The sequence below is a fragment of the Kineococcus endophyticus genome (assembly GCF_040796495.1).
Taxonomy (GTDB): Bacteria; Actinomycetota; Actinomycetes; order Actinomycetales; family Kineococcaceae; genus Kineococcus; species Kineococcus endophyticus.
Window position 1 is genome coordinate 1 of the sequence record NZ_JBFNQN010000003.1, and the last position, 25747, is coordinate 25747.

Sequence of the window (25747 nt, forward strand, 5' to 3'; positions counted from 1 at the left end):
CAGCAACACCGAGCGCGCCCAGGCACTTGCCCCGTGGCTGGAGCACTACAACACTGGCCGCCGTCACAGCGCCCTCGGTGGCCTGCCCCCGATCAGCCGCCTGTCACCAACGTGATGGCTGGGTACACCTAGAGGGCTGCAGGAAATCGGCCGACTACTCGATAGGGAAATTCGCGAGGCGTTGGCCGACAGGCGGTGAAATCCTACGGTTCTTGTAGACTTAAATTGTCTATGGTCTTTTGTGCGAAGCGCACGGCCCAGTGCCGTCGCGGACCACAGGCTCGGTGTAGGGCAACTGCCACCATGCAATCGGATCGATGGTCTACTCTGCATCAATGTCCATGCACCAACGTCGCGTTTACCGCCCCAACGTATGGGACGCGGAGTTTGGAAGTCGGCTAGCTGGCGCAGAGGATGAGGTCATCCATGTCGAAGAGGGCGTGCTCATCTCTGCAGATAACGCCGTCTTGGTGGAGGCTATAGTCGAAGAGTGGGCCGCTAAGCCGCCAGTACCTCAACTTAATCAAATTTGGAGCGACCGGCGCGAGTATCGTCCCGATTCGGCCAGTGCATCTGTTCTGCAGATCAACTTTCACGCGCCTGTGACGGGAGCCGCCAGCCTTCTTCACGGGAAAAACGTGTTTACCTCGGCAGGAAATAACCAATCGCGAGATCATAGCTGGACTGTTTCGATTAGTGTCGAAGTCAGGGATGAGATGCTAGATGACCCCCGCCTAGAAGAGAACCTTCTGCACAGTTTAAACAGTTGGAAAACAGCGTTGGCAACGTCTTGCCGCGAGGTGTCGAAAGAAGTGGCTGACCATCGCGACGAAATGCGATCTAAGGTCGCAGTTCTCTTGGATCGGCGGCGCCGACGTGTTGAAATAGCGCGATCAGCTACTGTGGCCGCAGACATTAACCTGGAGCGCGTTCTTCCCGGTGAAGTTATGCACATTCCAGTGAGCCGGGAAATCATCAACCTAGAGCAGATTGAACAGTCTGCTGCTAACGGAGTCCCCGAGTACAGGCTCACTGAAGCGATAGCTCAATCCCTGCTGGCCACCATTACGTCTTTTGGTAAAGCTCTTGAGCGACTGCCGCGTACTGCGAGTCGGATCGCTGGGGAAGACGAGGAGTCCATTAGGGACGTCCTGCTTTTCCTCTTAAATGCTAACTGGAGAGGCCTGGCAACAGGAGAGACCTTTATTGGTGAAGGAAAAAGCGACATCCTCCTTCGGTGACGAGACAGGGATGCGTTCATTGCTGAATGCAAGTTTTGGGACGGTCCCGCCAAATTCAACGATGCAATAGACCAATTGCTCCGTCGTTACGTCGTCTGGCGCGATACGCATGTTGCGATTGTGCTCTTTATTCGTGGTCGCAAAGACGTAGATGGCCTTCTCGTGAAGGCAAGGCAGGTGATCGAGGCTCACCCCCTGTACCTCACTTCAGACTCTGAACCGACAGATCACGCGGAACGCCAGACATTCACCATGCGCTCCCATGTCGACCCTTTGCGCGCAATTAGGCTGGATTTCGTGCCAATTGTCATGCCAGCACTCTAGTGTGCTAATTCGTGTCATTGCGACCGTGACGATAGGCCAAAAATGGCATCCATGGTCGTCGCGCCTGATTGCACTACTGGACGGATTTGCTTGCGGTAGACGAGTTCGGTTACTGCGGTGCTGCTATGCCCCACGAGTCGCGAGATTTCTTCCAGCGGTAACCCGCTATCTGAGAGCAGCGACACAAAGCTGTGCCGCAGTTCCCGCGGTGTCCACTCAGCCGCGTCCACGTCCTCCGCGGGGGCAATGGCCGCTCGGAAGTCCCGCCGCACATGCGAGGGATCGAGAGGAGTACCGACCTTCGACGTGAAAACCAGACCGGTCTCGACCCATCGAGCACCAGCCATGACACGGTCGCAGTGCTGCTGCTCACGCTGGGCGTGCAACGCCTCGATGCACCGCTGGGGGAGAGCGAGGGTACGCCGGGACTTGCGCGTCTTCGTGTCGCCACCGGATCGCACTGAACGCCACACCGCCACGTGCGCCGGAATGGGCGGAACGGCGTCCAGACGTCCGATGAGGTCGACGTGGTCCCAGCGCAGCGCGCGTAGCTCCTCAGTGCGAGCCCCCGTCAGCATCGACAGCACGACATACCCGCGGAGACGAGTCGATTCCACCGCCCGCAGCACGGCGTCAGCCTGCTCCATCGTCAGCGCCTTCGACGGCCGGCCACCCTGTCCCCGCGGCACGCTGCACAACGCGACGACGTTCCGCTTCACCTTGTCCCGCGCCATCGCCCGCTTCACCGCCCGGTTCAATACTGAGTGGATGCCCTGCAACGTGCGGGTGCTGAGCGTCTGCGCTTTCTTGGCCAGCCAGCGGTCCACGTCCTCCGCGCTGAGGTCACGAAGACGACGAGCTCCCATGTCCGGGATGACGTGGGTGCGGGCGAGGATCCGGTTCGTGGTGACGGTCGTTTCCGACCGCCCGTGCAGGCCGTAGGCGAGCCAGTCCTCGACGGCCTGGGCCACGGTGTAGTCGTTCGGGGCGATGGCCAGACCGTCGTCCTGGTCACGCAGCACCTCCTTCAGCTTGGCTCGAGCCTCGGTCTTCGTCCGGCCGCTGCCGCGCTTGACGATGCGCTTCCCTGCGGGGGTGAAGCCCAGGCTCACGCTGGCGATCCACCGCTGCCGCTTCTCGTCCCAGTGCAGACCGCCCTCACCGCGACCACGACGGGTGGGCATCAGGCCGCGTCCTCGAGAGAAGCGATGTACTCGACCAGCGCCTCGTAGGGGATGAGTCGGGTGCGCCCTTCGTGCACCGAACGGAGACGACCGGAACGCAGGAGTTCGAAGATGACGCTGCGGCTCAAGCTGAGCGCGTCGGCGGCGTCCTGCACGCGGTAGAGGAGCCGGCTGGGGGCGGTGCGCTGCTCGTGGTTCATCGTGGGCCCTTCGGGTCGTGGGGTAGGGGTCAAAGCTGTGAGGCGCGGCGGGCGCGGGCGCGGTCGTCGGTCCACTTACGGGCCTGCGCGGCGGCGGTGGCGGCTAGGGCGGCGTCCCCAGCGGTCAACCAGCCGATGCCGTCCAAGGACCAGGAGCTGACGACCAACGTCGAGTCCTCGACCTCGGGCGGCTCCACGGCGGCGTTCTGATCCAGTGACGAGGTGGTGCGGCCGGTGAGGCGGTCGCGCAGCTGCTGCACCGACCACCGTTTTCGCGCTGACCGCAACCGGCCAAGGGTGGTGGAGTAGCGGCGGGACTTCGTTGAGAAGTGCCCCCGGAAACCGAGCATTGCCGCCCACTTCGCCAGCGGCAGGTACTTCGTCCCGCCCGTCCGGGCGAGGTGCTGCACCTCAGCGAGCAGTCGGCAGATGTGCTCGACGATGCCCATCCGCCGCGCCGCCTCGGCATCGCGCAGACCCGGCGGAAGGCCGAAGTCGTTGCACGCCTTCGTGGCGTACTTCGCGATGTACGCCGCGACGGTCTCAGGGTGCAGACCATCGTCGGGGTGGTCGGCACGCCCGGCCTCGCGGGTCGCTGCCGTGGTGACGGCGCGAGCATCGACCTGAGTCCCGAACCGCAACCGACGCAGCTCCCCACGGGTTTCGGTGGCGGGGGCGTCGAACCACACCCGCGCGGCGGCGACATGGACGAGGTTGCACAACTGCTGCGCGGACACCGCCGTCAACGGGGCAGGGAACGCGTCGTCGTCAGCAGGAGGGCCGTCCAGGCGGATGAGAGCGTGGAAGTGCACCACCCCGCGGCGCTGGAACTCCGCCACCTTCGCGAACGACACCCGCAGCAGCGCGTGGGTGTCCTTCTGCGTCAACCCCAGGAAGGCGGCCAGAGCCCGACGCAGGGCGATGGTGAAGCGACGCCACAGCTCCGGGGACCACCACTGCCACACGACATGCCCGGTGTAGTCGTAGCACTCCGCGCACAACGGCTGCCCCAGCCGACGGTCGCCCTCGGTGTGGACGGTGCGGCAGCCAGCGGGGTTGCCGTGCTCGCAGACCGCGGATGTCGACCGCGGCCGGCACATGCTCGGACGGCCGTTCCTGCGACGCAGCCCGTGGACGGCACCGAAGGAGGGGGCGGTGAGGGTGGCGAACACCAGCGGATGCGTAGCCACCGATTCCGGAACACCCTTCATCCCTCCCGCGGCACCGGCAGCGAGAAGGTGCCACATGTCGCCCTTGTACTCGTGGGAGCACGACGGGCAGACGCTGGCGCGGCGATTGCCGCAACGGGTGTAGAGCACGCCGTCCGGCTCGTTCGCGGAATCGTAGGTCGAGAGCACCTCGCCGGTGACGCGATCCACGGTGGTGGCCTGCCCGCGCAGGCGGATCGGGCGGGCGCAGTGCCCGCAGTTCGCGGCCTGCTCGGCCCAGCGGTCGAAGGTCGGGGACATCAGCCGGCGACCGACCTCAGCCTCGGCGGTGGGAGACAGGACGTTCACGCGGCACCCGCCTGACGGGCGTGATCATCCGGCTCGGACTGGGGTTCGTCGACGACGGAGAACACCGGCCGGGATCGTGACCTCGTGCTCGGTGCGTGAGTGCGGGCGAGGTCGGTGATGGCCTGATCGTCGTAGTAGGCCGCGCGAACCCGCACGGGCTCACGGACGCCATCAACCTTGACGTACGCGACGCCGGGGGCCGTGTCGGAGATCTGGTGGCACAGCGCCCCGGACTCCCGAGCCCCCTCACCCAGGACCATGTCGACCTGAGACTTCTCGTCCAGGCGCATCGCGATCTTCGTCGGGAACAAGTTGCGCAGGCCGAGGACTTCCTTGCGGGGGTCCTGCAGCGCCGCAACCAGAACGACGCCCGGGGCCCGTCCCTGGGTGGCGATCGCAGCCAGCGCCTTCTCCGCACGGTCGCGGAGCTTGCGGTCCGGGGTGTAGGCGGTGAGCAGCGCAACCTCATCGACCAGAACCACCAGCAGCGGTTCCCGGGTACTTGGTTCGTGGCGGCGGGAGGTGCCGGCCATCCGGGCGGCCCGCTCCGTCATGAGCACCGCGGCGTCTTCCAGCAGCTGCACACCGTCCTCGACGGTGGTCGCGAACCGGGTGAACAGGTCCCGGCCCGGCTGCAGCTCCATCCCAGCCTTGCCGTCCACCGCCCACACCTGCACCAGCCCGTCGCGGATGCCCACGGCGATGCCGCCGAGCAGCGACCAGACCACCGAGCCCTTCCCTGCGCCGGTGACCCCGACGATCAGGACGTGGGTGGCGGCCAGGCGCAGCAGCCATGGCTGACCGTCCTCACGCAGACCCACCGGGACCGCGGAGGCATCCAGGACCTGGGGGATGGGCAGTGGGGTGACGACCTGAGCGAGGGGGTCGCCGTAGAGCCAGGTGACGACGGCAGTACGAGGACCGGTCTTGCGGACCCGGCACGACCAAGCGCCGCACGCGGCGCCCAGGGTCTCCGCCGCCGTTGCCAGGTCGTCGACGGTCTGCCCGGCTACGACGTGCACCCGCCCGGTCAGGACCAGGTGCTCCCGAGAGGCCCACCGCAGCCGCGACAGGCCCGGTGTCCACGACTCCCGCCGACCAGAGCGGCGGTCGGTGACGGCCATCGCCAAACCCACCCGTTCGCACAATCCTGGCCAGTTGCGCCGGATCGCCCGCCGCTTGCGCCGCCGCCACGCGGGCTGAGCCAGGAGACGGTTGAAGGACACCGGCCAGGCGAACCGCCACACCACCAGCACCAGGACGAGGACTACGACGACGATGCCGACCGGGAGGAGGCGGTCGCGGGTGTACGCCCACCAGACCACGACCAGGACGGCCGCGACGAGCGGAAAGCGCCACGCGAGCTGTACGGCGGTCTTGACCATCCACCACACCAGGGACAGCAGCGAAACGATCAGCTCAGCGATCCAGTCGTCAGACCCGGTGGTGGTCTGCGCGGTGCTCGGCTGTGACGGCTGGTGGGTGACGACGCCCTGCGGACGGCCACCCATCACGCCACCTCCGCCGTGCGGAGCAGGGCACGTCCTGCCGGGTGGCGGGGGACGGTGCGAAGTCGGGCGCTCTGCTCAGCGGCGACGGTCGCCAGGCAGCGGCAATCCGCCGCTTCCTGCGGGTCGATCGGGCCGTAGTGCTCGGCGAGCCGTCCGAACAGCTCAGCCTTGCGCTCGAACCACGCCGCTCGCTCACGGAGCGAGGTCTGTGAGCCGGGACGGGAGCGCAGCAGCGCTCCGATCTGCGTGGCGATGCTGTCCCGTTCGTTCTGATCTTCCTGGAGCTTCTGGGACTGCATCAGGCGGCCCGCCCAGCGTCAGTCTTCGCCGCGGTCTTGCCGGGAGCCGACATGCCCGTCGCCTTCAACGACCACGCCAGACGAGGGCGGGCGCGGTTGGTGTCCACGTACGGGGTGGCGGTGAGCCCGTCGAAGACGACGGGGCGGAAGGGCAGGCCCGGCAACGGGGCCGGCGGAACAGGCTGGTGCTCGGCCATGACCTTCACCACGACCTCGGCCTGACCGCGACGAGCTTCGGGGTCGGCGTCCACGACGCGCACCGCCCAGAGCCGTTCACCGGTGTTCTTGTCCCGGGACTGAAAATCGACCTCCCCGGCCTGACGGCGGTCAAAGTCCTGGACCTGCTCGACCTCACCCACCACGTACGCGCCGTACGGGAACACTAGGTCCTGCCCCAACGGAATCGCGCCCTGAATCGCCATATCGTCCTCCTCATGTCAGCGGCCGTCTGCCGTGGCACGAGTCCACTCGTTTCGAAAGGACGTTCGAACAGCCCAGCGGGACGTTTTGGGACGTCTTGAGATAGGGTCAAAACGTCCCAGCGGAAGAGGTGCCATGGAGAACGAAACGACTGCGACGCGCGATGGTCCGCGCCACAGTGACTCTGGAGGACGTTCACCGCGTCACGGGAGTGGACGAGAAGACGGTCCAACGCTGGCTGCGAGGCCGAGTCCCGCATCAGCGTCACCGGTGGGCCGTCGCCAAGCTCGTCACCGAAGACGAGGCGTACCTGTGGCCCAGCAGCGAAGCGCGGGTGGACAGTGGCGCGGGCAGCACCGCGGAGGTCGTCGCCACCTACGCGCACCGCGCAGATGCGCCCAATGCGCTCTGGACACGTCTGATCGACGACGCAAGGCGGGCGGTCGACGTCCTCGGGTACGCCGTCCAGTTCTTGCCCGAGCTCTACCCGGCCTTGGCCACCCGGCTGGTCGCCAAGGCGGGGGACGGATGCCGCGTGCGCATCGCCGTCGCCGATCCGGACAGCCCTGAAGTCGCTGCTCGTGACGCCGAGGAGAAGCTCGGCGGCGGCATCGCGCCGCGCATCCGGTCCTCGTTGCGGCACCTCGACGCATGCGTTCGCCCCGACCTCACCGAGGTCCGTCTGCACCGCACCACCATGTACAACTCGATCTTCCGTTTCGACGACGAACTGCTGTACACCCCTCACCTCTTCGGACGTCCCGGTTACGAGTCCCCCCTCTTCCACCTCCGGCGCGTAGGGCAAGGCGGCGTCTTCGACAACCTGGCGCAGCACATGGACGACGTCTGGGAGACCACGACGCCCCTCTAGGCTCGGAGACGTGCCTCGCGTCGATCACTACCAAGACCCCCACGCCCCGGCCCCGAACAGCCTGGTGCCAGCCGCCAGCGTGGTCGTGGTGCGAGACGGCAAAGTGCTCATGCACCGCCGTAGCGACACCGACCGCTGGTCCATCCCCGGTGGCGGCATGGAGCCGGGTGAATTCATCAAGGACACCGCTGTGCGCGAGGCGCGTGAGGAGACTGGCTATGAGGTCGAGATTGATCGCCTGGTGGGCGTGTTCTCTGACCCCGGCCATGTCGTCAGCTACGACGATGGGGAGGTCCGTCAGCAGTTCTCCATCTGCTTCGCCGGCCACGTGACCGGAGGAAGCCCTCAGTTGAGCGCCGAAACCCGCGAGGTCGGCTGGCACACCCCGGACGATCTCGAAGCCATGAGCGAGGACCGGGTGCACCCGTCGATCCTGCTGCGCGTGCAAGTTGCATTGCGGGACGAGACCAGCGCCTACATCGGGTGAGTGGCCCCCAGCAGTCGACTGGCCGCGGCCAGCTGATGCGATAGCTCAGCCTCTGCGGAACGCAGTCCACGCGTTACGACATGACCCGGGCCGTAGCGCCGCTCCACGTCAAGCAAGCGCTCGGCAAGCGTCATGGCCTGTCCTCGCGGTCCGGTCGTCATGTCGCAGTACGTGAGAAGGTCCCGTACCGCTGTCCCCTCATCGGAGAAGGTGGCCATCAACTCTGATAGGCCCCGAAGACCCGCCTCGAACGACGCGCAGGAGTGGTGAGCGACCAGGCAAGCTACTCGTTCCTGCCCCTGTCCGCGCAGCCACAAAGCCCCGTCAAGCGAGTGGAACTTGGTGACGACCAGCGGGGCGGCGTAGCCGACGTCATGCAGCCACGCCGTCACCACCAGCAGGTCGCCATCCGCAGGCCCTAGGACAGCCGCGGCCTGAGCTGCCTTGCTCGCGACCGCCTGCACATGCGCCCATCGATGCTCGTCGTGCCCGAGCAGCCGGGCCGCGGCAGTCCGCGCAGAGTCGACCGTCAGCTCAGTCAGCTCGTACGCCTCGACCACGGCACCACTCTAGGGACGGGGCAAACCCCAGGAGACCCTCTCGCGGTGCTGTGAGAACTTTCTCTACTCCGTCAAGGCGACGGGCTACGCCCGTCGCGTTGGCCGTGGCACTGCTCGTCACCCTGCGCGCGGCCTGACGGCCGTGCTCGCGCGGCTCACGCGCCCCGCCCAACGCAGGTTATGCGTGAGCCTCACCTCGAACGCTATGAATAGTCAGCACCAGTCCAGTGATAATAGGGTTCTCCCTCCGTCCGGGTTGCGCTGCCCAAGAGCGGGGAGGAGTGCGTCGAGTGCTGGCGTGATTACCGTGTACCGCAGCATCGAAGGTCTTGCCTCCCTAACGGCCTCTTGAGCATTCCATTTTCTAGTCTGACGTAACTAGCTGTCCGGACTAAACTAGACCGACCCGATACGCGTTAAGCGCACTGACCACGGTGTGCTCAACTCAATAACCACTGCCGAAGGAGAGAAAGTGCCGCAGGGAGCTGGAGTCCATGTGTTGATATCCGAAATCACACATCTTTGCCGAGAATTGCCAGAGGCAATTACGACCTACTCAACTCATTCGAGCAGGTGAGCCCGATGATCGAAAAGCCAGCTAGTCCCCGTCATCGAAAGCGACGGCAGGTGAACCACGTTACTGGAGCACTCGGTGTGGACCTAGTCAAAAGAAAGCTACCTACAGAGTGGGTCACCCGTGAGCTAAATCCCGATTATGGCCTCGATGTACATATCGAGGTTTTTGACCGTCTACCGGATGATTCCGGCAACTCGGATACGCTTGGCGAACACTTTTACGCCCAAGTTAAGGGCATCAAGGGAGGCGTCAGGAAACTGACCAAAACCGTGCGTTCGCGGACCAATGTCCTTAAGACTGACCCGCACCCGACGGAAGGAGATGCAGTTGACATCGAGGTCGTGACTTACTCGCTTGATACTAACGAATTGCTTACAATCGAGGCGATGGGTGCCGCCGTTCCAGCCTTGCTCTTCGTGGCCGACCTCGAAGAGGACATCGTTTACTTTGTTTGCCTTAACGACTATATTCAGAAAATTTTGCTTCCCGAGAATCCTGACTACGCCGAGCAGGCACATCACACAATCTACCTCCCAACCTGGAATGTATTGGATTCCACGGATGACAGCATTGCCTATATCTGGCTTCTAGCTCGGCGGGGCAAGTTTTACGCAGCCTTCAATACTTTTGTATATCAGCGCATTGAGTTGGAGAGTGTTGCACCGTCATGGGGTATTATCGCCAATGAAGAAGATCCCCAGCAGGCGCAAATCGACCCTAGGGTCTTGTCCATGATCCAAATATTCCTGCGAGAAAATCTCCGACTGGATATTTGGGAGCACACTGGTCCGGGGTACTGGTCACCCCTCGATGATGTGCGAAAAGGGTATGAGGCATTATCGAAGCAACTTCCCATATTTGTCGATCCTCGACCCATTGATGCCGTGGAACGCTTTGTTCGGCTATTAGTAGATGTCACGCGGCAGGCTGTGAGTCTAGGGCGGATGTATGAAGAAGTTGTCCGAGAATGGCGGCTCCCCACGTCTCTTGCTGCAATGATGGACGACACTGCCGCAAGCAAATACCGCCCGGGCATAAACTCTGAATGCGCAGCGACTGTAGACGGCGAGTCACCGACACACCTGGAGGCGGCAGCGCGAGAGTGCCTGGGTAGAACGCCTGAAGACAAACAGGGCCATGGCGGTGGGGTTGGAAGGCTATGACGCCGTGCGCCCGTCAACCCCACCCACCCAGCGCCTCATGGGCTGAAAGGCATGCCTTCTGTCAGTTGCTTCATGGCTTCCTCGACCAGTTGACGACGTTCGTCCAAAAAGGTCTGATAGTTGTTCGTCAAAAGCGGTCCCGACGGGATGGCGTGCGTCTTCAATCTGTAAAGAATTTCTTCATCACCGAGGCTACTGGCCTCCGACCTTTCTTTCATATACTGGAGTGGTTCTTTGTCACTGATGGTTCGGTTAGTGCGCCACGTGATCAAGGCGCAGTTCAAGGCGAGCGAAGATGGAGTTTTCTCTCCCAATTTTTTCAGGTACCCGTCTGGAAAAACGTGATGATACTCGCGTCGGCCGAGACTGGCGGCGCTGACGCTTGAGCCGTCAGCCAAGTCAATTGCTGAGCCGTAGAGAGACACAGCCAATACGCTCCGCGCCAAGCGGTCTCGCTTCTTGGGCCAAGCCGCCGTTGCTAATTCGTCGCTGGCAGGCAAGGGTAGGTTGAAGATGTCAACCTTATCGGGCGACCTCTTGCCATGGAGCAGGTCTGCAAGTTCACGCACGTCCTTAATAACTTGCGTATGAGCAGAGCTTTCGTACCTTTCAGTAAAGAAAGCACGCCAGAGGTACTTCCGCAAGTTAGTGCGGGCAGCACCCACCGCGTCTGGCTTTAGATCTCTTGTTTGAGACCAGAGAGCAATGAGCGCCGGAACCGGGGTGACGATAGGCAAGCGTGCCGCATCGAACAAACGTTCCTGCTCCAGGAATTCGACGGCTTTGAGTGCTCCGTCGACCAACAAGGGCCACTCATCCACGACTCGGTTCCAGTTCAGATCCAGAATGCTGGGCCGGTCCGGAGTTTGATTCTGCATGAGCGCAGCAGTTCGCAAGACGATGTCCTGAACATCGCCATACCGACTCAAGCCCGCCACTGTCCCCGTAAGTGTGTCGAGTAGGTCGTGCAGGGATGCGCCTACCGCCTCTTCAACATCGGTGGTCACGATATCAAAGGCACTGAGCGGCGTGTGGCCAGTGTTGATGCGCGTAAATACTTCCAAGACGGTTGCTTTCGAAGTACCTACCGGAAGGGAGATTGCCGGCAGATTGAACGAACTAACCTTACCTCGGAGCTTTGTTAACAATTCCATCAGCTCCATGCCCTGAGCGGAGTCACCGCTGGTTGCCGCCTTGATCCACTCCTGAAGTGGTGGCCCGCCAACCGTTTCTGGCAACAAGAGTGTTGCCGGCACATAGCCCTTAGCGAAACATTGCGCAGGGTCATCAGCCCATAAAGGGTATTTCTTCCCCTCTTTGTAAGTGCGCTTGACTGCCGCCACTGCCCTGCCGCCGTAATCTGTACTACTTTCCTCATTTAGAAGGACGTAGTACGTCCGATCCTCATAGTCACCCGTAAGACTACGCCAAAGTGCGGTAAGGCGCTGTTGCCCATCGAGAAGCAATTCATTGAGCCGCTCTTTCGCTCCCGGAGCTCCTGCCAACTCACGATGTTTGAAGGGCGGGTTGTCGCCGACCTCAAGAACCGTTACAGCACCAGCGGGGAGATCATTGATGATGCTCTCCAGGAGAGCCTTGACCTGTCCGTAACCCCATGCCTCAAAGCGTTGGAACCGGGGCAGCTGGACCTGTCCACTCCGAAGTCTAGGCAACCAGTCAGCGACCGATCGATTGCGGGCATCCATGTGCGTCCCTTCGTCATGCACCCAAGTACAAGAACTTGAGGCATCTAGAGTGGAGGTCGAGAACAAGGCAAGTGCACATTGGCCACTACTTGCGCACTCTCGAGCGAAATTGCTGAGTCAAACAGCGCGTGGGGGCGCTAGTAAATCAGTGGCCAACGGCCTTAAGCTTCGGGCGGGGCCATACCGAGCTCACTTCGTCTATGCGCTCTGCGCTGGGGCTTGTCACCCCCAAGGAGGGCACGGTAGTCGGCTCAACACTAAACGTAAGTTCTCCTAGCACCCCCAAAGGAAGCCCCGTCTCGCTCGACATTTTCTTAATTGCAACTCCACGGCTGCTAGCCGCAAAGACTTTTTGGAAGAGAAGCGACCTTTCGCGCTCCATGCCTGCCGGCTCACCCGTCCTGTAGCCCAAGCGCCCAAGGGCAATGACATTGTTTCTATATGACCAATCGGACAGCAACCCGAGCGCATGCAGCCGATAGGCCATGGCCATGGCCGCAACACGCCAATAGGATTTTTCTTGCAATATTCGATCCAAGGTGGTGTTCGAACGCATGCGACGCTTAATTCCTGTCGCTGGGATTAGAAAGCTTGAAGCGAACTCATTGGCTTCTCGTTCAACGTCACGTCCGTTGAGCCGGGTGGTGTCCCGATGCAGCACGAGATGTCCCAGCTCGTGAGCCGCGTCGAACCGCCCCCGCTCGGCGCTCTTCTGCAGGTTTAGTAGCACGAACGGCTCGTCATTGCGCCAGAACGCAAAGGCGTCAAGATGCTCACCGAGTGGCGGCAGCGAGAACACGGCGACGCCCTTTGACTCCAGCAGATGCACCATGTTGGGTGCGGGGGCATCACGATCCAAACCCCAGCGCGAACGAACGTAGTCTGCGGCAAGGGCGGGTTCCATGTCCTGCTCGATATAGGGCACATCGACCGACGGAACTTTGAAAGTCGACAGCACGTAGTCCCGTACTTCGACAGCAAGTTGGGCGGAACAGATTGCCATACCTCGAACACGCGACGCCATCTTAGTTCGCGCACGGAAAGAGACCTCATCCGCTGTTATGTCAGAGACGGGGCCTAGACGAAAGAAACTCTCCGGAAGCATCAAGGCGCCCGCAATGCGGATCAACGTGTCTTCTGTAGGGCTTTGCCGCCCCGCCTCATAATTGTGAATGCTTTGCGGTGTAACATCCACGAGCCGAGCAAGGGCTGATGCCGTGAGCCCGGCGCGCTTTCTAGCAAGAACTAGGCGCGATGGCTCAATCAATTTCACTCCCACTTACAGAGGGTCAACCGGAAAGTTAATTTCGGTCTCTCCGCCACGAATCTCTTCAGGCCCAATAGGATACGCGGAGATCAGGTTTCGCTCGAGCCAAGACTTCACGTACCCGTCTCCTTGCCGCGGGCGAGGCAACGAAATCTCATGGCGGATCTGCATGGTTTGCAGGTCGAAATGCATGAGGTAGACATACACCTGCAGCTTTTCCAACAGCTGACTAATCTCCTCGCTCCGCCTCTCGTGATCTGGGCGGAGAGCCTCAAAGGAGACGCTCGAGCCAAGCACGTCCTGACCAGGACGACGGTTACCTTGGATCAGCCGATGCGTAACCCCGCCCTTGGGGTACTTCGTCGAAGGCGCTTGTCCCTGGACGATTGTGCCCGTCAGCTCATCGCCAGAGGTGAACAGCATGGCCCGTCCGAGATCCTCGTTGATGAAGACAGGGAGATTTAGGACGTCGTCACGCAGGTATCCAACATCCTCAAGCTGATCGGTCAGCTCGGAGAGGCCGCCCTGGTAGGCGTAGGTCCCAGGCCCATTGGCCGAGCCACGCGAAGGTGCGCTCCGGTACTCGACGAGTGCCGCCGCACAAACATGGTGGCACATCTCGGTAGTGAGACGGAATGGCGACAGACGCCTCCGTTCAGATTCCCGCCTCGCGCGCTCTTCCTGCTGACGCTGCCATTCATCATCGCGCCCACTCTGCGAACCGCTGACCGTCATGCACACTCCCCAGCTTATGGAATCGGCACCTCACTTGCGGTAGCAAAACCATAAGTGCTCGTTGGTCCGAAGGCAAGCAGACACGCCGCCGCGCTCAGGCGGCTGCGGGCGCATGCCGCAGGCACTCTCCTCCCCTATCAGAGCAGTCGCCTCCGACACGAACTCCAGGAAGACCGGGCATGACAGGAGACACGTTGCCTCTTCGACCAGCGAGTCCTCCCTTGCAGATGGACAGACTCGATGGGCAGCAGAACGCGCTGACGGCAGTCCTGACGGCAACGCGACGGCAGTCGTCCCGTTGTCCCCGCACACCGGCGCACCATCGCCGCGGGTCAGCCACCCTCCCCGGACCTGCTCGGACTCCTATCCCTACTCTTTTAATCCGCTGCTCACTGCGCACATAGAGGTTGGGGAAGACAGCGCTACCTAGTAGGTGTGCTCGCAGTGCCTAGCGACCTCGAACCGCAGGCGGGTCTCCTCAATGGGCAACGACCACCACGCAGACCGGTAAAGATTAGGCGGCAGGTGTCAGCAAGGCGGATGCAACGCCGGGACTGGTGGTCATCCATGTAGTGCTGCCGCACCCCTCGCTCCGCTGCGGGGCTTGCCACTGGATGTCTGTGTGGCTGCTGGGCATGAGGAGCCCACAGGCCAGGCCGCCGTGTCCAGGCTCTGGCGATGCCGGAGCGCGTCTGTGACCCAGCTGCGATGATGACCGCCTCCTGTCTGACCGCAGGCGAGCAGCGCTGGAGAGACGCCCCGGAGGTCACTCGTGGCACCTCACGAGCTCTCGGTCGACCACAAACCTGCCTCGCGCCCTCCCAAGCTGCTGTCGTCGACGCACCAAGCGAGTGTCTAACTGCGTGACAACAGACCCGGACGACCAGGGACACCTATGGGCTGGAGGAGAGACGGCAGTAGAAGGGGAAGGATGTAGCTCACCTACCTACGAAGCTTCGGGACGAAGAGGCCGCAGGTTCAAATCCTGTCACCCCGACCAGATCGCCATGAAGGGCCCGGATCCGCTGAGCGGATTCGGGCCCTTAGTCGTCTCCGGCTCATCCCTGCGCGGCCTCGATCGACCGCTGCAGCCACTCCTCGAGCAGGCTCTTCTCGGCGTCACTCAGCCCCGGCAGTTCCGCTGCGGTGGCGCGGAAGGCGACGGTCCGCGCCGCACCCGCCTCGACGGGAGCCCCGTCGGTGAGGATGGCGCGCGACACCGCGTCCCACAGGGCGTCGGCGAGGCCGGGGTCGCGGTCGGCGGTCGGGGCGGCGAGCAGGGTCGTGACGGCGCCGGTCCCGGCGGCGTGCACCATCGCGACGGCGCGGGCCTCGCTCACCCGCAGCCGTCCGGCGGCCGCGACGCGGTGCACCCGAGTCCGCAGCACCTCCAGACCCGCCTCGGTGGCGGGGGAGGGGGCCCGCTCGGGGTCGTGCAGGAACCGGAAGAGGGCGGGGTTCGCGAGGCCGAACTCCACGTGGGACGTCCACCCGGCGTGCAGGTCCGCCACTGGATCGCTCTCCGTCGCGGCGACGTGGGCCGACTTCTCCGCCACGTAGCCGTCCATGACGTGCTCGGCGACCGCTTCGAGAAGCCCGTCCTTGTCCCCGAAGAGCCGGTAGATCGCCGGCGCCTGCATCCCGGCGGCCTGTGCGACGGCCCGGGTGGTGACGGCCGCGGTGCCCTTGTCGGCCAGGAGGCTGCTGGCGACGCGGATGAGGCGGAGGCGCACGCCGTCGCGTTCGACATCCTCGGTGGAGACGGTCACGGAACGATGGTAGCGCTTTGCCGTTTCCAGAGGTACGGTGCTGTCAATGGTACCGATCCGGCGGTATCGACGGAAACGAGGAGCCTCCATGTACGTCGTCACCGGTGCCACCGGCCAGCTCGGGTCGCGCATCGTCCACTCGCTCCTGGACCGGGTCCCCGCCGAGCGGATCGGCGTGAGCGTCCGCGACGCCGCGACGGCCGCCCACCTCGCCGCGCGGGGGGTCCGCGTGCGGGCGGCCGACTTCCTCGATCCCGACGCGCTGGCCGGCGCCTTCGAGGGCGCCGAGCGCGTGCTCGTCGTCTCCGCCGCGATCCGCGACGCGGCGCAGGCGGCGCAGGCCCACCGCGCCGCCGTCGACGCGGCTCGGGCGGCCGGCGCGGAGCGCGTCCTCTACACGAGCCACCAGGCGGCCTCGCGCGCCTCGCAGTTCAGCCCGGCCCGAGGTCACGCCGCGACGGAGGAGCACCTCGCCGCCGGCGGCCCGTTCACTGCGCTGCGCAACGGGTTCTACGCGACGACGGTGCCGTACCTGCTCGGCGACGCGCTCACGACGGGGGAGCTCACTGCCCCCGCCGACGGTCCGGTCTCGTGGACCGGGCACGACGACCTCGCGGAGGCGGCCGCGCGCACGCTGCTGGCCGAGAACCCGGCCGAGGGGCCCACGCCACCTCTCACCGGGCCCGATGCCCTGGACCTCGCCGACGTCGCAAGGGTGCTCACCGACGTCTCGGGTCGCCCGGTGCGCCGCGTCGTCGTGGACGACGAGCAGTGGCTGGCCGACCAGGCGGCGGCGGGAGTTCCGGTGGGCGCATCGGAGTTCACGCTCGGCATGTTCCGCGCGTCCCGCGCGGGGGAGTTCTCCGTCGTCGACCCGACCCTGGCCGAACTCCTCGGACGTCCCGCGACGCCGCTGCGGATCCTCCTGGAGGCCGCCGTCAGTGGGCGGTGACCGACGCTCGCTCCGTCACCGCGCCCATCCGCGCCCGCAGCGCGGGCACGAGGTACGCGTAGCTCGCCGGGGTCAGGGGTGTCGTCCACTGACCGCGTCGCACGGCGGCGGGCAGCGGCAGACCGAGGTCGTCGAGCATCTGGTCGAGCACAGCGAACGATCCGCTCGGTACCTGCTGCTGCCGGTGGGCGGCGGCCTGCCGGTGGGTCAGGTGGAACCGGTGGCCCGTGCGCTGCACCTCGTCCCGGCGCGGAGCGGGCACCACGCCCGCCAGGTGGCCGGCGAGCCACACCGCGCCCACCTCCGCCGACAGGGGGCTGCGGTAGGTGTTGCCCCATCCGGCGAACGCCAGGCGGGGGACGTCGGCCGGCAGGATCCGCCGGTGCAGCGCCATGACGCCGTCGGCGTCCAGCAGGCGTTCACGCACGGACGCGTCCAGCGGGGAGAGGTCCTGGTCGAAACCCGTCGCGGCGACCACGACGTCCGCCGGCACGCGCGACCCGTCGGACAACTGCACGTCCCCCGCACCCAGCGCGGTGATCGACCGTTCGCGGCGGACGGTGATGCGACCGCTGCGGACCGCCTCGAAGAACCCGTCCGTGACGAGGCTGTCCGCGTAGGGCAGGGGCGTGTCGGGCAGCAGACCGACTCCGCGCGCACCCGTGCGGCGGGCGATCCGCTGGGCCAGGGACCAGAGCACCGCGCGCCGCACCGGAGCGTCGACGGTGGCGAGCAGGGTCTGGAAGCGGGTCGTCCGTTCCGGGGCCATCAGGTGTTCCCCGAGGCGGGTCAGGAGCAGGTGGCGGAACGTCAACGATCCGGCGATGCGCTTGGGGACCTTCCACCGGACGGCCCGGGCCACGACGGTCGTCGAGCGCGCCGTCCGCGACGCGGCGACGGCGACGTCGCACGCGGTTTTGCCCCAGCCCACGACGACGACGTCGCGCCCCGCGAGGACGGCACCGTCGCCGAGCTGGGTGGGTTCGACGACCTGCCCACCGGTGGCGTCGAACACGTCGCGGCCCGGCCAGTCCGGCACGTGCGGGGTCGAGAACACGCCGTTCGCGAGCACGAGCCAGTCGACGTCCAGGAGGGAGACGCCCTGCGCGTCGCGGACCTGCACGGACCAGCCGTCGCCGGCGGGGACGGCGCGTTCGACCGTCGCACCGAGGCGGACGCGGTCACGGACGCCCTTCACGTCGGCGTAGTGCTCGAGGTAGGCGCGGACGTGGTTCCCGGTGGGGTGCAGGGGGAAGTCCGCGGGCATGGGCACGTCCGAGAACGCGTAGGAGACGCGGTCGTCCTGGGTCGACACGTCGGGGTAGCGCCGGGTCGAGCTCCACACGCCGCCGAGGTCGGGCGCCTTCTCCAGCACGGTGACCTCGTGGCCGAACTGCGTCAGCACGGCGGCGGTGACCAGGCCGGACGGCCCGGCGCCCACGACAGCGATCCTCATGCCGCCAGCGTCGGACCCCGTGGTCGCCGTCGGATACCGGAGTCACCCGTTCGTCGGGAACCCGGGTGCGCCGAGGAGGTGATTCGTCCCCCGTCCGGCCCTGCACGGACGCACCGGGTCATCGACCTCACCCGTCCGCACCCCGCAGCATCGGGGCAGACCACCGCTCACCGAGGGAACGAGTGCCGCATGGACCTGCACGTCACCGAGCACCGGCAGCTCACCGCGGTGCAGAAGCTCGCCCACGACTGGCAGGCGCTGCACGACGCCGCCGGCGAGGCCAACCCCTTCACCGGACCCGACTGGGCGCTCACCTGGCTGGACCACTTCGCCGGTGACCCCCGCCACGAACCGCTCGTGCTCGAGGTCCGCGACGGCGACCGCCTCGTGGGCATCGCCCCGCTGTACCGCCGCTCGGTGCTGCGCGGCCTGGCGACGCTCGTGCAACCCATCGGCACCGGCAGCCTGTGGATCGGGCCGTTCGAGCAGCCCGCCCTGCTGACCGACCCGACGTGCGCCCGCGACGTCGCGCGCGCCGTCGTCGGCCACCTCTGCGCCGACCCCACGGGCTGGGACGTGGCGCAGTTCGCGCTCGGCGAGAACGTCCCGTGGTTCGAGCCGGAGTGGCTGCCCGACTGGTCCTTCACCCTCCTGCAGCGGCGCACCCGGCCGTCGGCGGTGCTGCGGCTTGAAGGCGTCGACAACGTCTACGCCGGCCGCCGGAACCTCAAGGAGTCGTTGCGGCGCGCCCGGAACCGGCTCACGCGCGACGTCGGTGCCGACGGCTGGTCCGTGCGCCGGGTCACCGACCCCGCGCTCCTGCCCGCCGCGTTCGACCGGCTCGTCGCCCTGCACGGGGAGCGCTCGCAACTGCGCGACGGCCGCCCCGTGCACGCCGACATCTACGCCGACCCGCGCGTGCTCGGTTACCTGCGCGACGTCGTGACCCGCGCCGGGGAGCACGGCGGCGCGAGCGTCTACGAACTGCTCGTCGGCGAGACCGTCGAGGCGAGCCAACTCGTCCTGCACACCCGCTCGGCCAGCTACTCCTCGACGTCCGGGGTGTCCGAACGCGCGTGGCCGTACTCGGCCGTGACCTACCTGCTGTCCCTCGCCGTGAAGGACGCGCAGGAAGCCGGGCACCGGGTGCTGAACCTGTCGACGGGCCCCAACCAGGCCAAGCTCCGGTGGACCGACGAGGTGCGCACCTCCACGGAGTTCGCCGTCGTCGGGCCGCGCCGCCGGTCCAAGGCGCTGACGCTCGCCCTCGACGCGCACGCCGTCCTCGCCGGGTTCGCCGAGGCGCGGCGAGCGCACCGGGTCCGGCTCACTCCCGGGAAGCCTTGACCCGGTTCTCCACGACGCCGAGGACCAGGTCGGTCGCCTTGCCCAGGAGCGCCAGCAGGATGATCGCCAGGAACACCTGGTCGGTGCGGGAGGTGTTCTGCCCGTTCGTCATCTGGTAGCCGAGGCCGATGGAGGACGAGATCAGTTCGGCGGCGACGAGGAACAGCCAGCTCTGAGCGAGCCCGAGCCGCAACCCCGACAGCAGGGCCGGGGCGGTGGCGGGCAGCAGGACCGACGTGAAGAGGCCCAGCCCGCGCCGGCCGTAGGCGCGGCCGACCTCGACGAGCGCGGGGTCGAGGTGGGTGAGGGAGGAGACGACCGTCGTGTAGACGGGGAAGAACGCCCCGATCGCGACGAGGGTGATCTTCGGGGGTTCGCCGAGCCCGATCCACAGCCCCAGCAACGGGACCCAGGCCAGGGACGGCACGGCGCGCAGGGCGCCGAGCGTGGGGGACAGCAGGCGGTAGGCCGTCGCGGAGGACCCCGTCAGACCACCGACGACGAGCCCCGCCACCGCGCCGCAGGCGAACCCGACGAGCACGCGCTGGACGCTGATCGCGATGTTCAGCTGCAGCGCGCCGGTCGCCGACAGCTGCTGTGCGGCGGTGAGGACGTCGGCCGGGGAGGGAAGTTGGCTCGGCAGGAACAACCCGGCGGCCGTCGTGACCCACCAGGCCACGACGAGCGCGACGGGGACGACGGCTCCCAGCCACCAGCGCGACCGCGGCCGCCGGGTCGGGGCGCGGTCCGCCGCCGCCGGCGCAGCACCAGCGTCCAGCACGCTCACGCGGCGCTCGCCTTCTGTGCGAACTCCGGCACGAGCAACGTGTCGAGGGCCTTGCGCGCCGCGTCCTCCGACGGCACGTCGCCCGTCGCGGCCATCAGCGGGACGATCCCCGACAGCACGGTCCGCTGCGCGTCGCCCGGAACCCCGTCCAGGTCGAGCGTCGTGCGCTCCAGCACGCGGGCGGCCACCTCCGGGGACAACTGCGCCGTCGTGGCGTAGAGGGTGGCGAGGTCGGCGGGGTTCGCCAGCGCCCACGCACGGGCCTTCGCGTACGCGTCGACGACCTGCTGGACGAGGTCGGGGGAGTTCTGCACGAACTCCTCGCGTGCGTTCAGCACGCCGTAGGTGTTGAAGTCGACGTTGCGGTACAGCAGCTTCGACCCCGCCTGGAGCTCGGTCGCGGCCATGTTCGGGTCCAGGCCCGCCCACGCGTCGACGTCCCCGCGTTCGAGTGCGGCGCGTCCGTCGGCGTGCTGGATGTTGAGGATCTCGACGTCGGTGCCGGACAACCCGGCCTGGGCGAGGGCCTGCTGCAGGAAGAAGTACGGGTCGGTGCCGGTCGTCGCGGCGATCTTCTTGCCGCGCAGACCCGCGACGTCGGTGACCGTCGAGTCCTTGCCGACGACGAGCGCGGTCCACTCCGGCTGGGAGTAGACCTCGACGGTCTGCACGGGGGAGCCGTTCGTGCGGGCCTGCAGCACGGCCGACCCCGCGGTGGAGGCGAGGTCGAGGTTGCCGTTGCGGAGGAACTCGTTGGCCTTGTTGCTGCCCTGGGACTGCTCCCACTGGACGGTCAGCCCGGCGTCCTCGAGCAGCTTCTGCTCCCGCACCACGAGGCTCAGCGGGTTGTAGAGCGCGTAGTCGAGGCGGACGCGGTCGCCACCGCCCGAGCCCGATGCGGGCGCGGCGGCGGGGCTGCCGGAGGACGACTCGCCCTGGACGCAGGCGGCCGCGGTGAGCGCGAGACCGCCGAGACCGAGGCCGAGCAGGGCGCGACGGGAGGTGCTGGACGTGGACGAGGGCAGCGTGGACACAGGTCTCCCAGGGGGTGGGGGGTGAGGTGGGTGCGTCAGGCGGAGCGCGGGACGCCGAGCAGGTCGAGCAGTTCGACACGCAGCCGGGCCGTGGCGGCGTCGGCGCGGTCGCGCGGGCGGGGGGCGTCGACGGCGAGGTCACGGACGATGCCGGCACCGTCCCCGGTCTCGTCGGAACGGCCGAGAACGAGGACCCGGTCGGCGAGGTGCAGGGCCTCGTCGACGTCGTGGGTGACGAAGACGACGGTCGCGCCGGTGCTGCGCTGCACGTCGTCGAGGAGGTCCTGCATCTTCAGCCGGGTCAGCGCGTCGAGCGCCGCGAACGGCTCGTCGAGCAGGAGCACCCCGGGGCGGCGGACGAGGGCGCGGGCCAGGGCTGTCCGCTGGGCCATGCCGCCGGAGACGCGGCGCGGTCGGTGGTCGGCGAACTCCTCGAGCCCGACGACCTCGAGCCAGCGCAGCACCTCGGCCCGGCCTGCGGCGCGGTCGGTCCCGCGGGGCAACCCGAAGGCGACGTTGCCGGCGAGGTCGCGCCACGGCAGCAGGCGCGGCTCCTGGAACACGACGGCCGTGCGCGGGTGGACGCCGCGGACGGGCTGCCCGGCGACCTCCACCGCCCCCGACGTCGGGGTGTCGAGGCCGGCGATCAGGCGGAGCAGCGTCGACTTCCCGCAGCCGGAGGCGCCGACGAGGGCCACCGTGCTGCCGGCGGCGAGGTCGAGGTCGAGCGGGGCGAGGACCCGGCGGCCGCCGAAGGAGCGGCTGACCCCGCGCAGGGTCACGCCGGCGGCGTCGACCCGGCCGGTCGGCGCGGTGGGGGCGGGGGCGTTGCCGGTCACGGGTGTCGTCGTCACGATCTCCTCCATCGGTCCCGGCATGAGCACCACACCTCACGAGGAGGCGGTTGCTGCGGCGTCGTCGAGCCAGGTCTCTCGGCCGCTCTGGATGGTGGCGTCACTGTAGGCCAGCTGTGGGGGTGCTGCCGAACCGGTCGCCGGACCGGGGGTCCTCGGGCACCCTGATCCGGTGATCGACCGCCTGCCCTCGCCCGAGGCCGTCGCCCTCACGGGGCCGGTGATGATGCACCAGCACTGGGACGACCTGGCCTTCCTGCACTGGGCCGTCGACCCCGAGCGCATAGCCCCGTTCATGCCCCCCGGGGTGCGCCCCGACGTGCTGGACGGCGCCACCTACGTGGGGCTCATCCCCTTCACCCTCCGCGGCGCCGGGCCGGGCCGGCGGGTCAGCGTGCCGTACGCGGGGACGTTCCTGGAGACGAACGTCCGCTTCTACTCCGTCGACGACGAGGGCCGGCGCGGCGTCGTCTTCGCGAGCCTGGACGCGAGCCGGCTCGCGGTCGTGCTGGGCGCGCAGCTGGCGTTCGGGCTGCCCTACCGGTGGTCGCACATGCGCCACGCGATCCGCGTGCAGGAGGGCGCGCGGGAACTGCTGTGGACGTGCCGGACGCGGGAGGGCGTGACCAGCCGCGTCGCCGTCCGCGAGGGCGGCACGGCGGTCGACGACCTGGGCGTGTTCCTCACGTCGCGCTTCGGCCTGCACGCCGAGCACCTCGGCCGGACCTGGTGGATCGCGAACGAGCACGAGCGGTGGCCGCTGCGGTCGGCGGAACTGCTGGAGCTCGACGACGGTCTCGTGGCGGCCGCGGGGGTCCAGGTCAGCGGCGCGCCCGACCACGTCGCGTTCGCCCGCCGCGTCACGACGCGGTTCGCCCTGCCCCGACCGGTCTGACCCGGTCCTCGACGGCGTGCCGAGGGAACTCGCTCGTGCGATGCTCCGTTCACCGTTGACAGACCGTTCCCGAGACCCAGGAGAGGACCGCCGCCGCCGATGTGCGACGACGATCACGCCGACGACCCTTCAAGTCCCTGCGCGGGTGCGCCCGGCCACGGTGAGGTGACCCCGTGACCGACGTGCTCGCCCTGCTCCTCGGTGTCGTGGTGGTCCTCGCGATCACCGCGGCGACGGCCTACTTCGTGGCCCAGGAGTTCGCCTACATGTCGGTGGACCGCTCGGGCCTGGGGGCCCGTGCCGAGTCCGGTGACCCGGGCGCCGGACGCGCGCTCGCGGTCACGCGCCGCACCTCCTTCATGCTCTCCGGAGCCCAGCTCGGCATCACCGTCACGGGCCTGCTCGTGGGCTACGTCGCCGAACCCCTCATCGGGGAGTCCCTCGGGTCGCTCCTGGGCGGCGTCGGCATCCCCAGCGGGGTCGGCATCGCCGTGGGTGGCGTCGTGGCGCTCGTGTTCTCCACGTTCGTCCAGATGCTGTTCGGCGAGCTGTTCCCGAAGAACCTCGCCATCGCCAAGCCGGAACCGGTGGCGACCTGGCTGAGCCGTTCCACGCTGGCCTACCTCAAGGCGTTCGGCTGGCTCATCTGGTTCTTCGACCAGTCCTCCAACGCCCTGCTGCGCGCGCTGAAGATCGAACCCGTCCACGACGTCGAGCACGCCGCGACGCCGAAGGACCTCGAGGCGATCGTCGAGGAGTCCCGCGAGAGCGGTGACCTGCCCGACGACCTGGCCGTCCTTCTCGACCGCATCCTCGACTTCCCGCAGCAGGACGTCGAGCACGCGATGATCCCGCGTTCGCGCGTCGACACCGTCGACGAGTCCGCCGACCTCGGTCTCGTCCGCGCGCTCATGGCCGTCGGCCACTCGCGCTACCCGGTCCTCGCGGCCGGCTCGGGTGACGTCCTGGGCGTCGTCCACCTCGCCGACCTCCTCGCCACGCAGGAGGAGGACAGTGCGCCGGTGACCCGCATCATGCGGCCCGCGCTCGTCGTCTCGACGCTCACGCGGCTGCCGGACGTGCTGCGGCAGCTGGGGGAGTCGCGCAACGAGCTCGCCTGCGTCGTCGACGAGTACGGCGGGTTCTCCGGCGTCGTCACCGTCGAGGACCTCGCCGAGGAACTCGTCGGCGAGATCACCGACGAGCACGACGAGGACAACCCCACGTACATCCCCGTCGAGGGGGACGGCGTGTGGGAGATGTCCGGGGAGGTGCACGTCGACGAGGTCGAACGCTCGCTCGGCGTGGACCTGCCGCGCGGCGACTACGAGACGATCGCCGGTCTCGTCATCGCCGCCCACGGCGGGCTGCCCGAGAAGGGCGCCGAGCTCGACGTGGAACTCCCGCTCGACCTCGGCGAGCTCGACCCCGAGCAGCAGGTCCTGCACGTCCGGGTCCTGTCCGTCGAACGGCACGTGCCCGGCCGGGTGCGACTGGAACTGACCGGCGCCGCGACCGCGACCGACGTTGCCACCGACACGGAGGACACCACGAAGGAGGTGACGCATGACTGACAACCCCCTCGTCGTCATCGTCGCGACGGTCGTCATCGTCGCGGCGAGCGCGTTCTTCGTGGCCGTCGAGTTCGCCCTGCTGGGCGCCAAGCGGCACCGCCTCGAGGAGGCCGCGGGCACCGTCTCCGGCCGCGCCGCGCTGCGCAGCTCCCACGAGCTGACCGTCCTGCTGGCCGGGTCCCAGCTCGGGATCACCGCCTGCGTCCTGCTGCTGGGGGCCATCAGCAAACCGGCCGTCCACCACTGGCTGACCCCGCTGTTCGAGTCCGCCGGGCTGCCGCTCGTGGCGGCCGACGTCCTCGGGTTCGTCCTGGCGTTGTTCGTCGTGACGTTCATCCACCTCGTCGTGGGGGAGATGGCGCCGAAGTCGTGGGCGATCGCCCACCCCGAGCGGTCGGCCCTGCTGCTGGCCGTCCCCATGCGCGGTTTCATGTGGGTGTTCCGCCCCGTCCTGAAGCTGCTCAACTCCGCGGCCAACGTCCTGGTGCGCAAGGTCGGCGCGACCCCCACCGAGGAGGTCGTCGTCGGGCACAGCCCGGACTCGCTGCGGCACCTGCTCGAGCACTCCACGAACGTCGGGGCGCTCGACGCGAAGTTCTCCGCCCAGCTCTCGGGGGCGCTGGACCTGCAACGGCTCACGGTGCGGGACCTGCTGCGCCCCGGCGCGACCCCGGCGAGCGTGCCGGCGGGCGCGACGGTGGAGCAGGTGCGGGACCTGTCCCGCAGCACCGGCCACCTGCGGATCCTCGTGGGCTCGACCGACGACCTGCACGGGATCGTCCACGTCCGGGACACCCTCACCGAACCGGACGAGGCGCCGACGGCGGAGTTCGTGCGGCCCGTGTTCACGCTCGACGGCGGCACCACGCTGCACGTCGCGCTGACGCGCATGCGGGAGACGAGCAACCACCTCGCGGTCGTGACCGACGAGGGACGGGTCGAGGGTGTCGTGACCCTGTCCGACGTCCTGCGCCGGCTGTTCCCCGCACCCGCGCCCGCCTGACCTGGCCGGGCGCG

The 25747-nt window shown here is 67.1% G+C and carries 25 protein-coding genes and 1 riboswitch; of the genes, 10 read left to right on the forward strand and 15 right to left on the reverse strand.

Annotated features, from left to right (window positions below; translation table 11 throughout):
- Window positions 1-115: integrase core domain-containing protein (locus AB1207_RS04160; protein WP_367636920.1), on the forward strand; the 115-nt coding region annotated here is incomplete at its 5' end.
- A gap of 220 nt (window positions 116-335) precedes the next feature.
- The gene (locus AB1207_RS04165; protein WP_367636537.1) at window positions 336-1241 is read left to right on the forward strand and encodes a hypothetical protein; all 906 of its coding nucleotides are present in this window, start codon (window positions 336-338) and stop codon (window positions 1239-1241) included.
- A gap of 338 nt (window positions 1242-1579) precedes the next feature.
- On the opposite strand, the gene AB1207_RS04170 is transcribed toward AB1207_RS04165, so the two are convergent.
- The 6 genes from AB1207_RS04170 to AB1207_RS04195 are packed head-to-tail and all read right to left on the reverse strand — an operon-like array spanning window position 1580 to window position 6698.
- Window positions 1580-2749, reverse strand: coding sequence for a site-specific integrase (locus tag AB1207_RS04170; RefSeq protein WP_367636538.1), 1170 nt, complete (start codon window positions 2747-2749; stop codon window positions 1580-1582).
- On the reverse strand, window positions 2749-2949 hold the full coding sequence (locus tag AB1207_RS04175; RefSeq protein ID WP_367636539.1) for an excisionase family DNA-binding protein: 201 nt from the start codon (window positions 2947-2949) through the stop codon (window positions 2749-2751). The genes AB1207_RS04170 and AB1207_RS04175 overlap by 1 nt, the downstream gene beginning before the upstream one ends.
- 29 nt (window positions 2950-2978) lie before the next feature.
- Window positions 2979-4418 (reverse strand): replication initiator, encoded by a 1440-nt coding sequence (locus AB1207_RS04180; protein WP_367636540.1) that lies wholly within the window; start codon window positions 4416-4418, stop codon window positions 2979-2981.
- Window positions 4419-4462: 44 nt separating this feature from the next.
- A complete protein-coding gene (locus tag AB1207_RS04185) occupies window positions 4463-5977 on the reverse strand; it encodes an FtsK/SpoIIIE domain-containing protein (protein ID WP_367636541.1) in 1515 nt (504 codons plus the stop codon).
- Window positions 5977-6276 (reverse strand): hypothetical protein, encoded by a 300-nt coding sequence (locus tag AB1207_RS04190; RefSeq protein ID WP_367636542.1) that lies wholly within the window; start codon window positions 6274-6276, stop codon window positions 5977-5979. Before AB1207_RS04190 ends, AB1207_RS04185 begins: the two co-directional genes overlap by 1 nt.
- A complete protein-coding gene (locus AB1207_RS04195) occupies window positions 6276-6698 on the reverse strand; it encodes a plasmid replication, integration and excision activator (RefSeq protein WP_367636543.1) in 423 nt (140 codons plus the stop codon). Before AB1207_RS04195 ends, AB1207_RS04190 begins: the two co-directional genes overlap by 1 nt.
- Before the next feature lie 209 nt (window positions 6699-6907).
- Here AB1207_RS04195 and AB1207_RS04200 point away from each other — a divergent pair, with 209 nt between their 5' ends.
- Entirely contained in the window at window positions 6908-7567 is a 660-nt protein-coding gene (locus AB1207_RS04200; protein WP_367636544.1) for a DUF5919 domain-containing protein, read from the forward strand.
- Between the two features lie 10 nt (window positions 7568-7577).
- Window positions 7578-8054: an NUDIX hydrolase gene (locus AB1207_RS04205; protein ID WP_367636545.1), complete on the forward strand. Its 477-nt coding sequence runs from the start codon at window positions 7578-7580 to the stop codon at window positions 8052-8054.
- Here the strand turns inward: AB1207_RS04205 and AB1207_RS04210 are convergent.
- A complete protein-coding gene (locus AB1207_RS04210; RefSeq protein ID WP_367636546.1) occupies window positions 8042-8614 on the reverse strand; it encodes an HD domain-containing protein in 573 nt (190 codons plus the stop codon). The two genes, AB1207_RS04205 and AB1207_RS04210, sit on opposite strands and share 13 nt — an antisense overlap.
- Window positions 8615-9241: 627 nt before the next feature.
- Here AB1207_RS04210 and AB1207_RS04215 point away from each other — a divergent pair.
- Window positions 9242-10354, forward strand: a complete 1113-nt coding sequence (locus AB1207_RS04215) for a DUF4365 domain-containing protein (protein ID WP_367636547.1) — start codon at window positions 9242-9244, stop codon at window positions 10352-10354.
- Window positions 10355-10389: 35 nt separating this feature from the next.
- Here the strand turns inward: AB1207_RS04215 and AB1207_RS04220 are convergent, their stop codons facing one another.
- From AB1207_RS04220 to AB1207_RS04235, 4 genes are all read right to left on the reverse strand, one after another.
- The gene (locus tag AB1207_RS04220; RefSeq protein ID WP_367636548.1) at window positions 10390-12081 is read right to left on the reverse strand and encodes a GmrSD restriction endonuclease domain-containing protein; all 1692 of its coding nucleotides are present in this window, start codon (window positions 12079-12081) and stop codon (window positions 10390-10392) included.
- Between the two features lie 124 nt (window positions 12082-12205).
- Window positions 12206-13339: an XRE family transcriptional regulator gene (locus tag AB1207_RS04225; protein WP_367636549.1), complete on the reverse strand. Its 1134-nt coding sequence runs from the start codon at window positions 13337-13339 to the stop codon at window positions 12206-12208.
- A complete protein-coding gene (locus AB1207_RS04230; protein WP_367636550.1) occupies window positions 13340-14062 on the reverse strand; it encodes a hypothetical protein in 723 nt (240 codons plus the stop codon).
- A gap of 1058 nt (window positions 14063-15120) precedes the next feature.
- The gene (locus AB1207_RS04235) at window positions 15121-15831 is read right to left on the reverse strand and encodes a TetR/AcrR family transcriptional regulator (protein WP_367636551.1); all 711 of its coding nucleotides are present in this window, start codon (window positions 15829-15831) and stop codon (window positions 15121-15123) included.
- 88 nt (window positions 15832-15919) lie between these two features.
- On the opposite strand from AB1207_RS04235, the gene AB1207_RS04240 reads away from it, so the two are divergent.
- Window positions 15920-16783: an NmrA family NAD(P)-binding protein gene (locus tag AB1207_RS04240; protein WP_367636552.1), complete on the forward strand. Its 864-nt coding sequence runs from the start codon at window positions 15920-15922 to the stop codon at window positions 16781-16783.
- Here AB1207_RS04240 and AB1207_RS04245 read toward each other — a convergent pair.
- The gene (locus AB1207_RS04245; RefSeq protein ID WP_367636553.1) at window positions 16770-18239 is read right to left on the reverse strand and encodes a flavin-containing monooxygenase; all 1470 of its coding nucleotides are present in this window, start codon (window positions 18237-18239) and stop codon (window positions 16770-16772) included. The genes AB1207_RS04240 and AB1207_RS04245 overlap by 14 nt on opposite strands.
- Before the next feature lie 189 nt (window positions 18240-18428).
- Here AB1207_RS04245 and AB1207_RS04250 point away from each other — a divergent pair, with 189 nt between their 5' ends.
- On the forward strand, window positions 18429-19586 hold the full coding sequence (locus AB1207_RS04250; protein ID WP_367636554.1) for a GNAT family N-acetyltransferase: 1158 nt from the start codon (window positions 18429-18431) through the stop codon (window positions 19584-19586).
- On the opposite strand, the gene AB1207_RS04255 is transcribed toward AB1207_RS04250, so the two are convergent.
- From AB1207_RS04255 to AB1207_RS04265, 3 genes are all read right to left on the reverse strand, one after another.
- On the reverse strand, window positions 19567-20373 hold the full coding sequence (locus AB1207_RS04255) for an ABC transporter permease (protein ID WP_367636555.1): 807 nt from the start codon (window positions 20371-20373) through the stop codon (window positions 19567-19569). The two genes, AB1207_RS04250 and AB1207_RS04255, sit on opposite strands and share 20 nt — an antisense overlap.
- Window positions 20370-21362 carry an aliphatic sulfonate ABC transporter substrate-binding protein gene (locus tag AB1207_RS04260; RefSeq protein ID WP_437178873.1) on the reverse strand — a complete coding sequence of 331 codons (993 nt, stop codon included), beginning with the start codon at window positions 21360-21362 and terminating at the stop codon, window positions 20370-20372. Before AB1207_RS04260 ends, AB1207_RS04255 begins: the two co-directional genes overlap by 4 nt.
- Window positions 21363-21442: 80 nt before the next feature.
- Entirely contained in the window at window positions 21443-22189 is a 747-nt protein-coding gene (locus AB1207_RS04265; protein ID WP_367636921.1) for an ABC transporter ATP-binding protein, read from the reverse strand.
- A 77-nt stretch (window positions 22190-22266) separates the two neighbouring features.
- Window positions 22267-22359: riboswitch (SAM riboswitch) on the reverse strand.
- Between the two features lie 74 nt (window positions 22360-22433).
- On the opposite strand from AB1207_RS04265, the gene AB1207_RS04270 reads away from it, so the two are divergent.
- The 3 genes from AB1207_RS04270 (at window position 22434) to AB1207_RS04280 (ending at window position 25733) form a co-directional block, all read left to right on the forward strand.
- A complete protein-coding gene (locus tag AB1207_RS04270) occupies window positions 22434-23156 on the forward strand; it encodes a YqjF family protein (protein WP_367636557.1) in 723 nt (240 codons plus the stop codon).
- A gap of 173 nt (window positions 23157-23329) precedes the next feature.
- Entirely contained in the window at window positions 23330-24730 is a 1401-nt protein-coding gene (locus tag AB1207_RS04275; protein WP_367636558.1) for a hemolysin family protein, read from the forward strand.
- Window positions 24723-25733 (forward strand): hemolysin family protein, encoded by a 1011-nt coding sequence (locus tag AB1207_RS04280; protein WP_367636559.1) that lies wholly within the window; start codon window positions 24723-24725, stop codon window positions 25731-25733. Before AB1207_RS04275 ends, AB1207_RS04280 begins: the two co-directional genes overlap by 8 nt.
- Window positions 25734-25747: the final 14 nt, after the last annotated feature.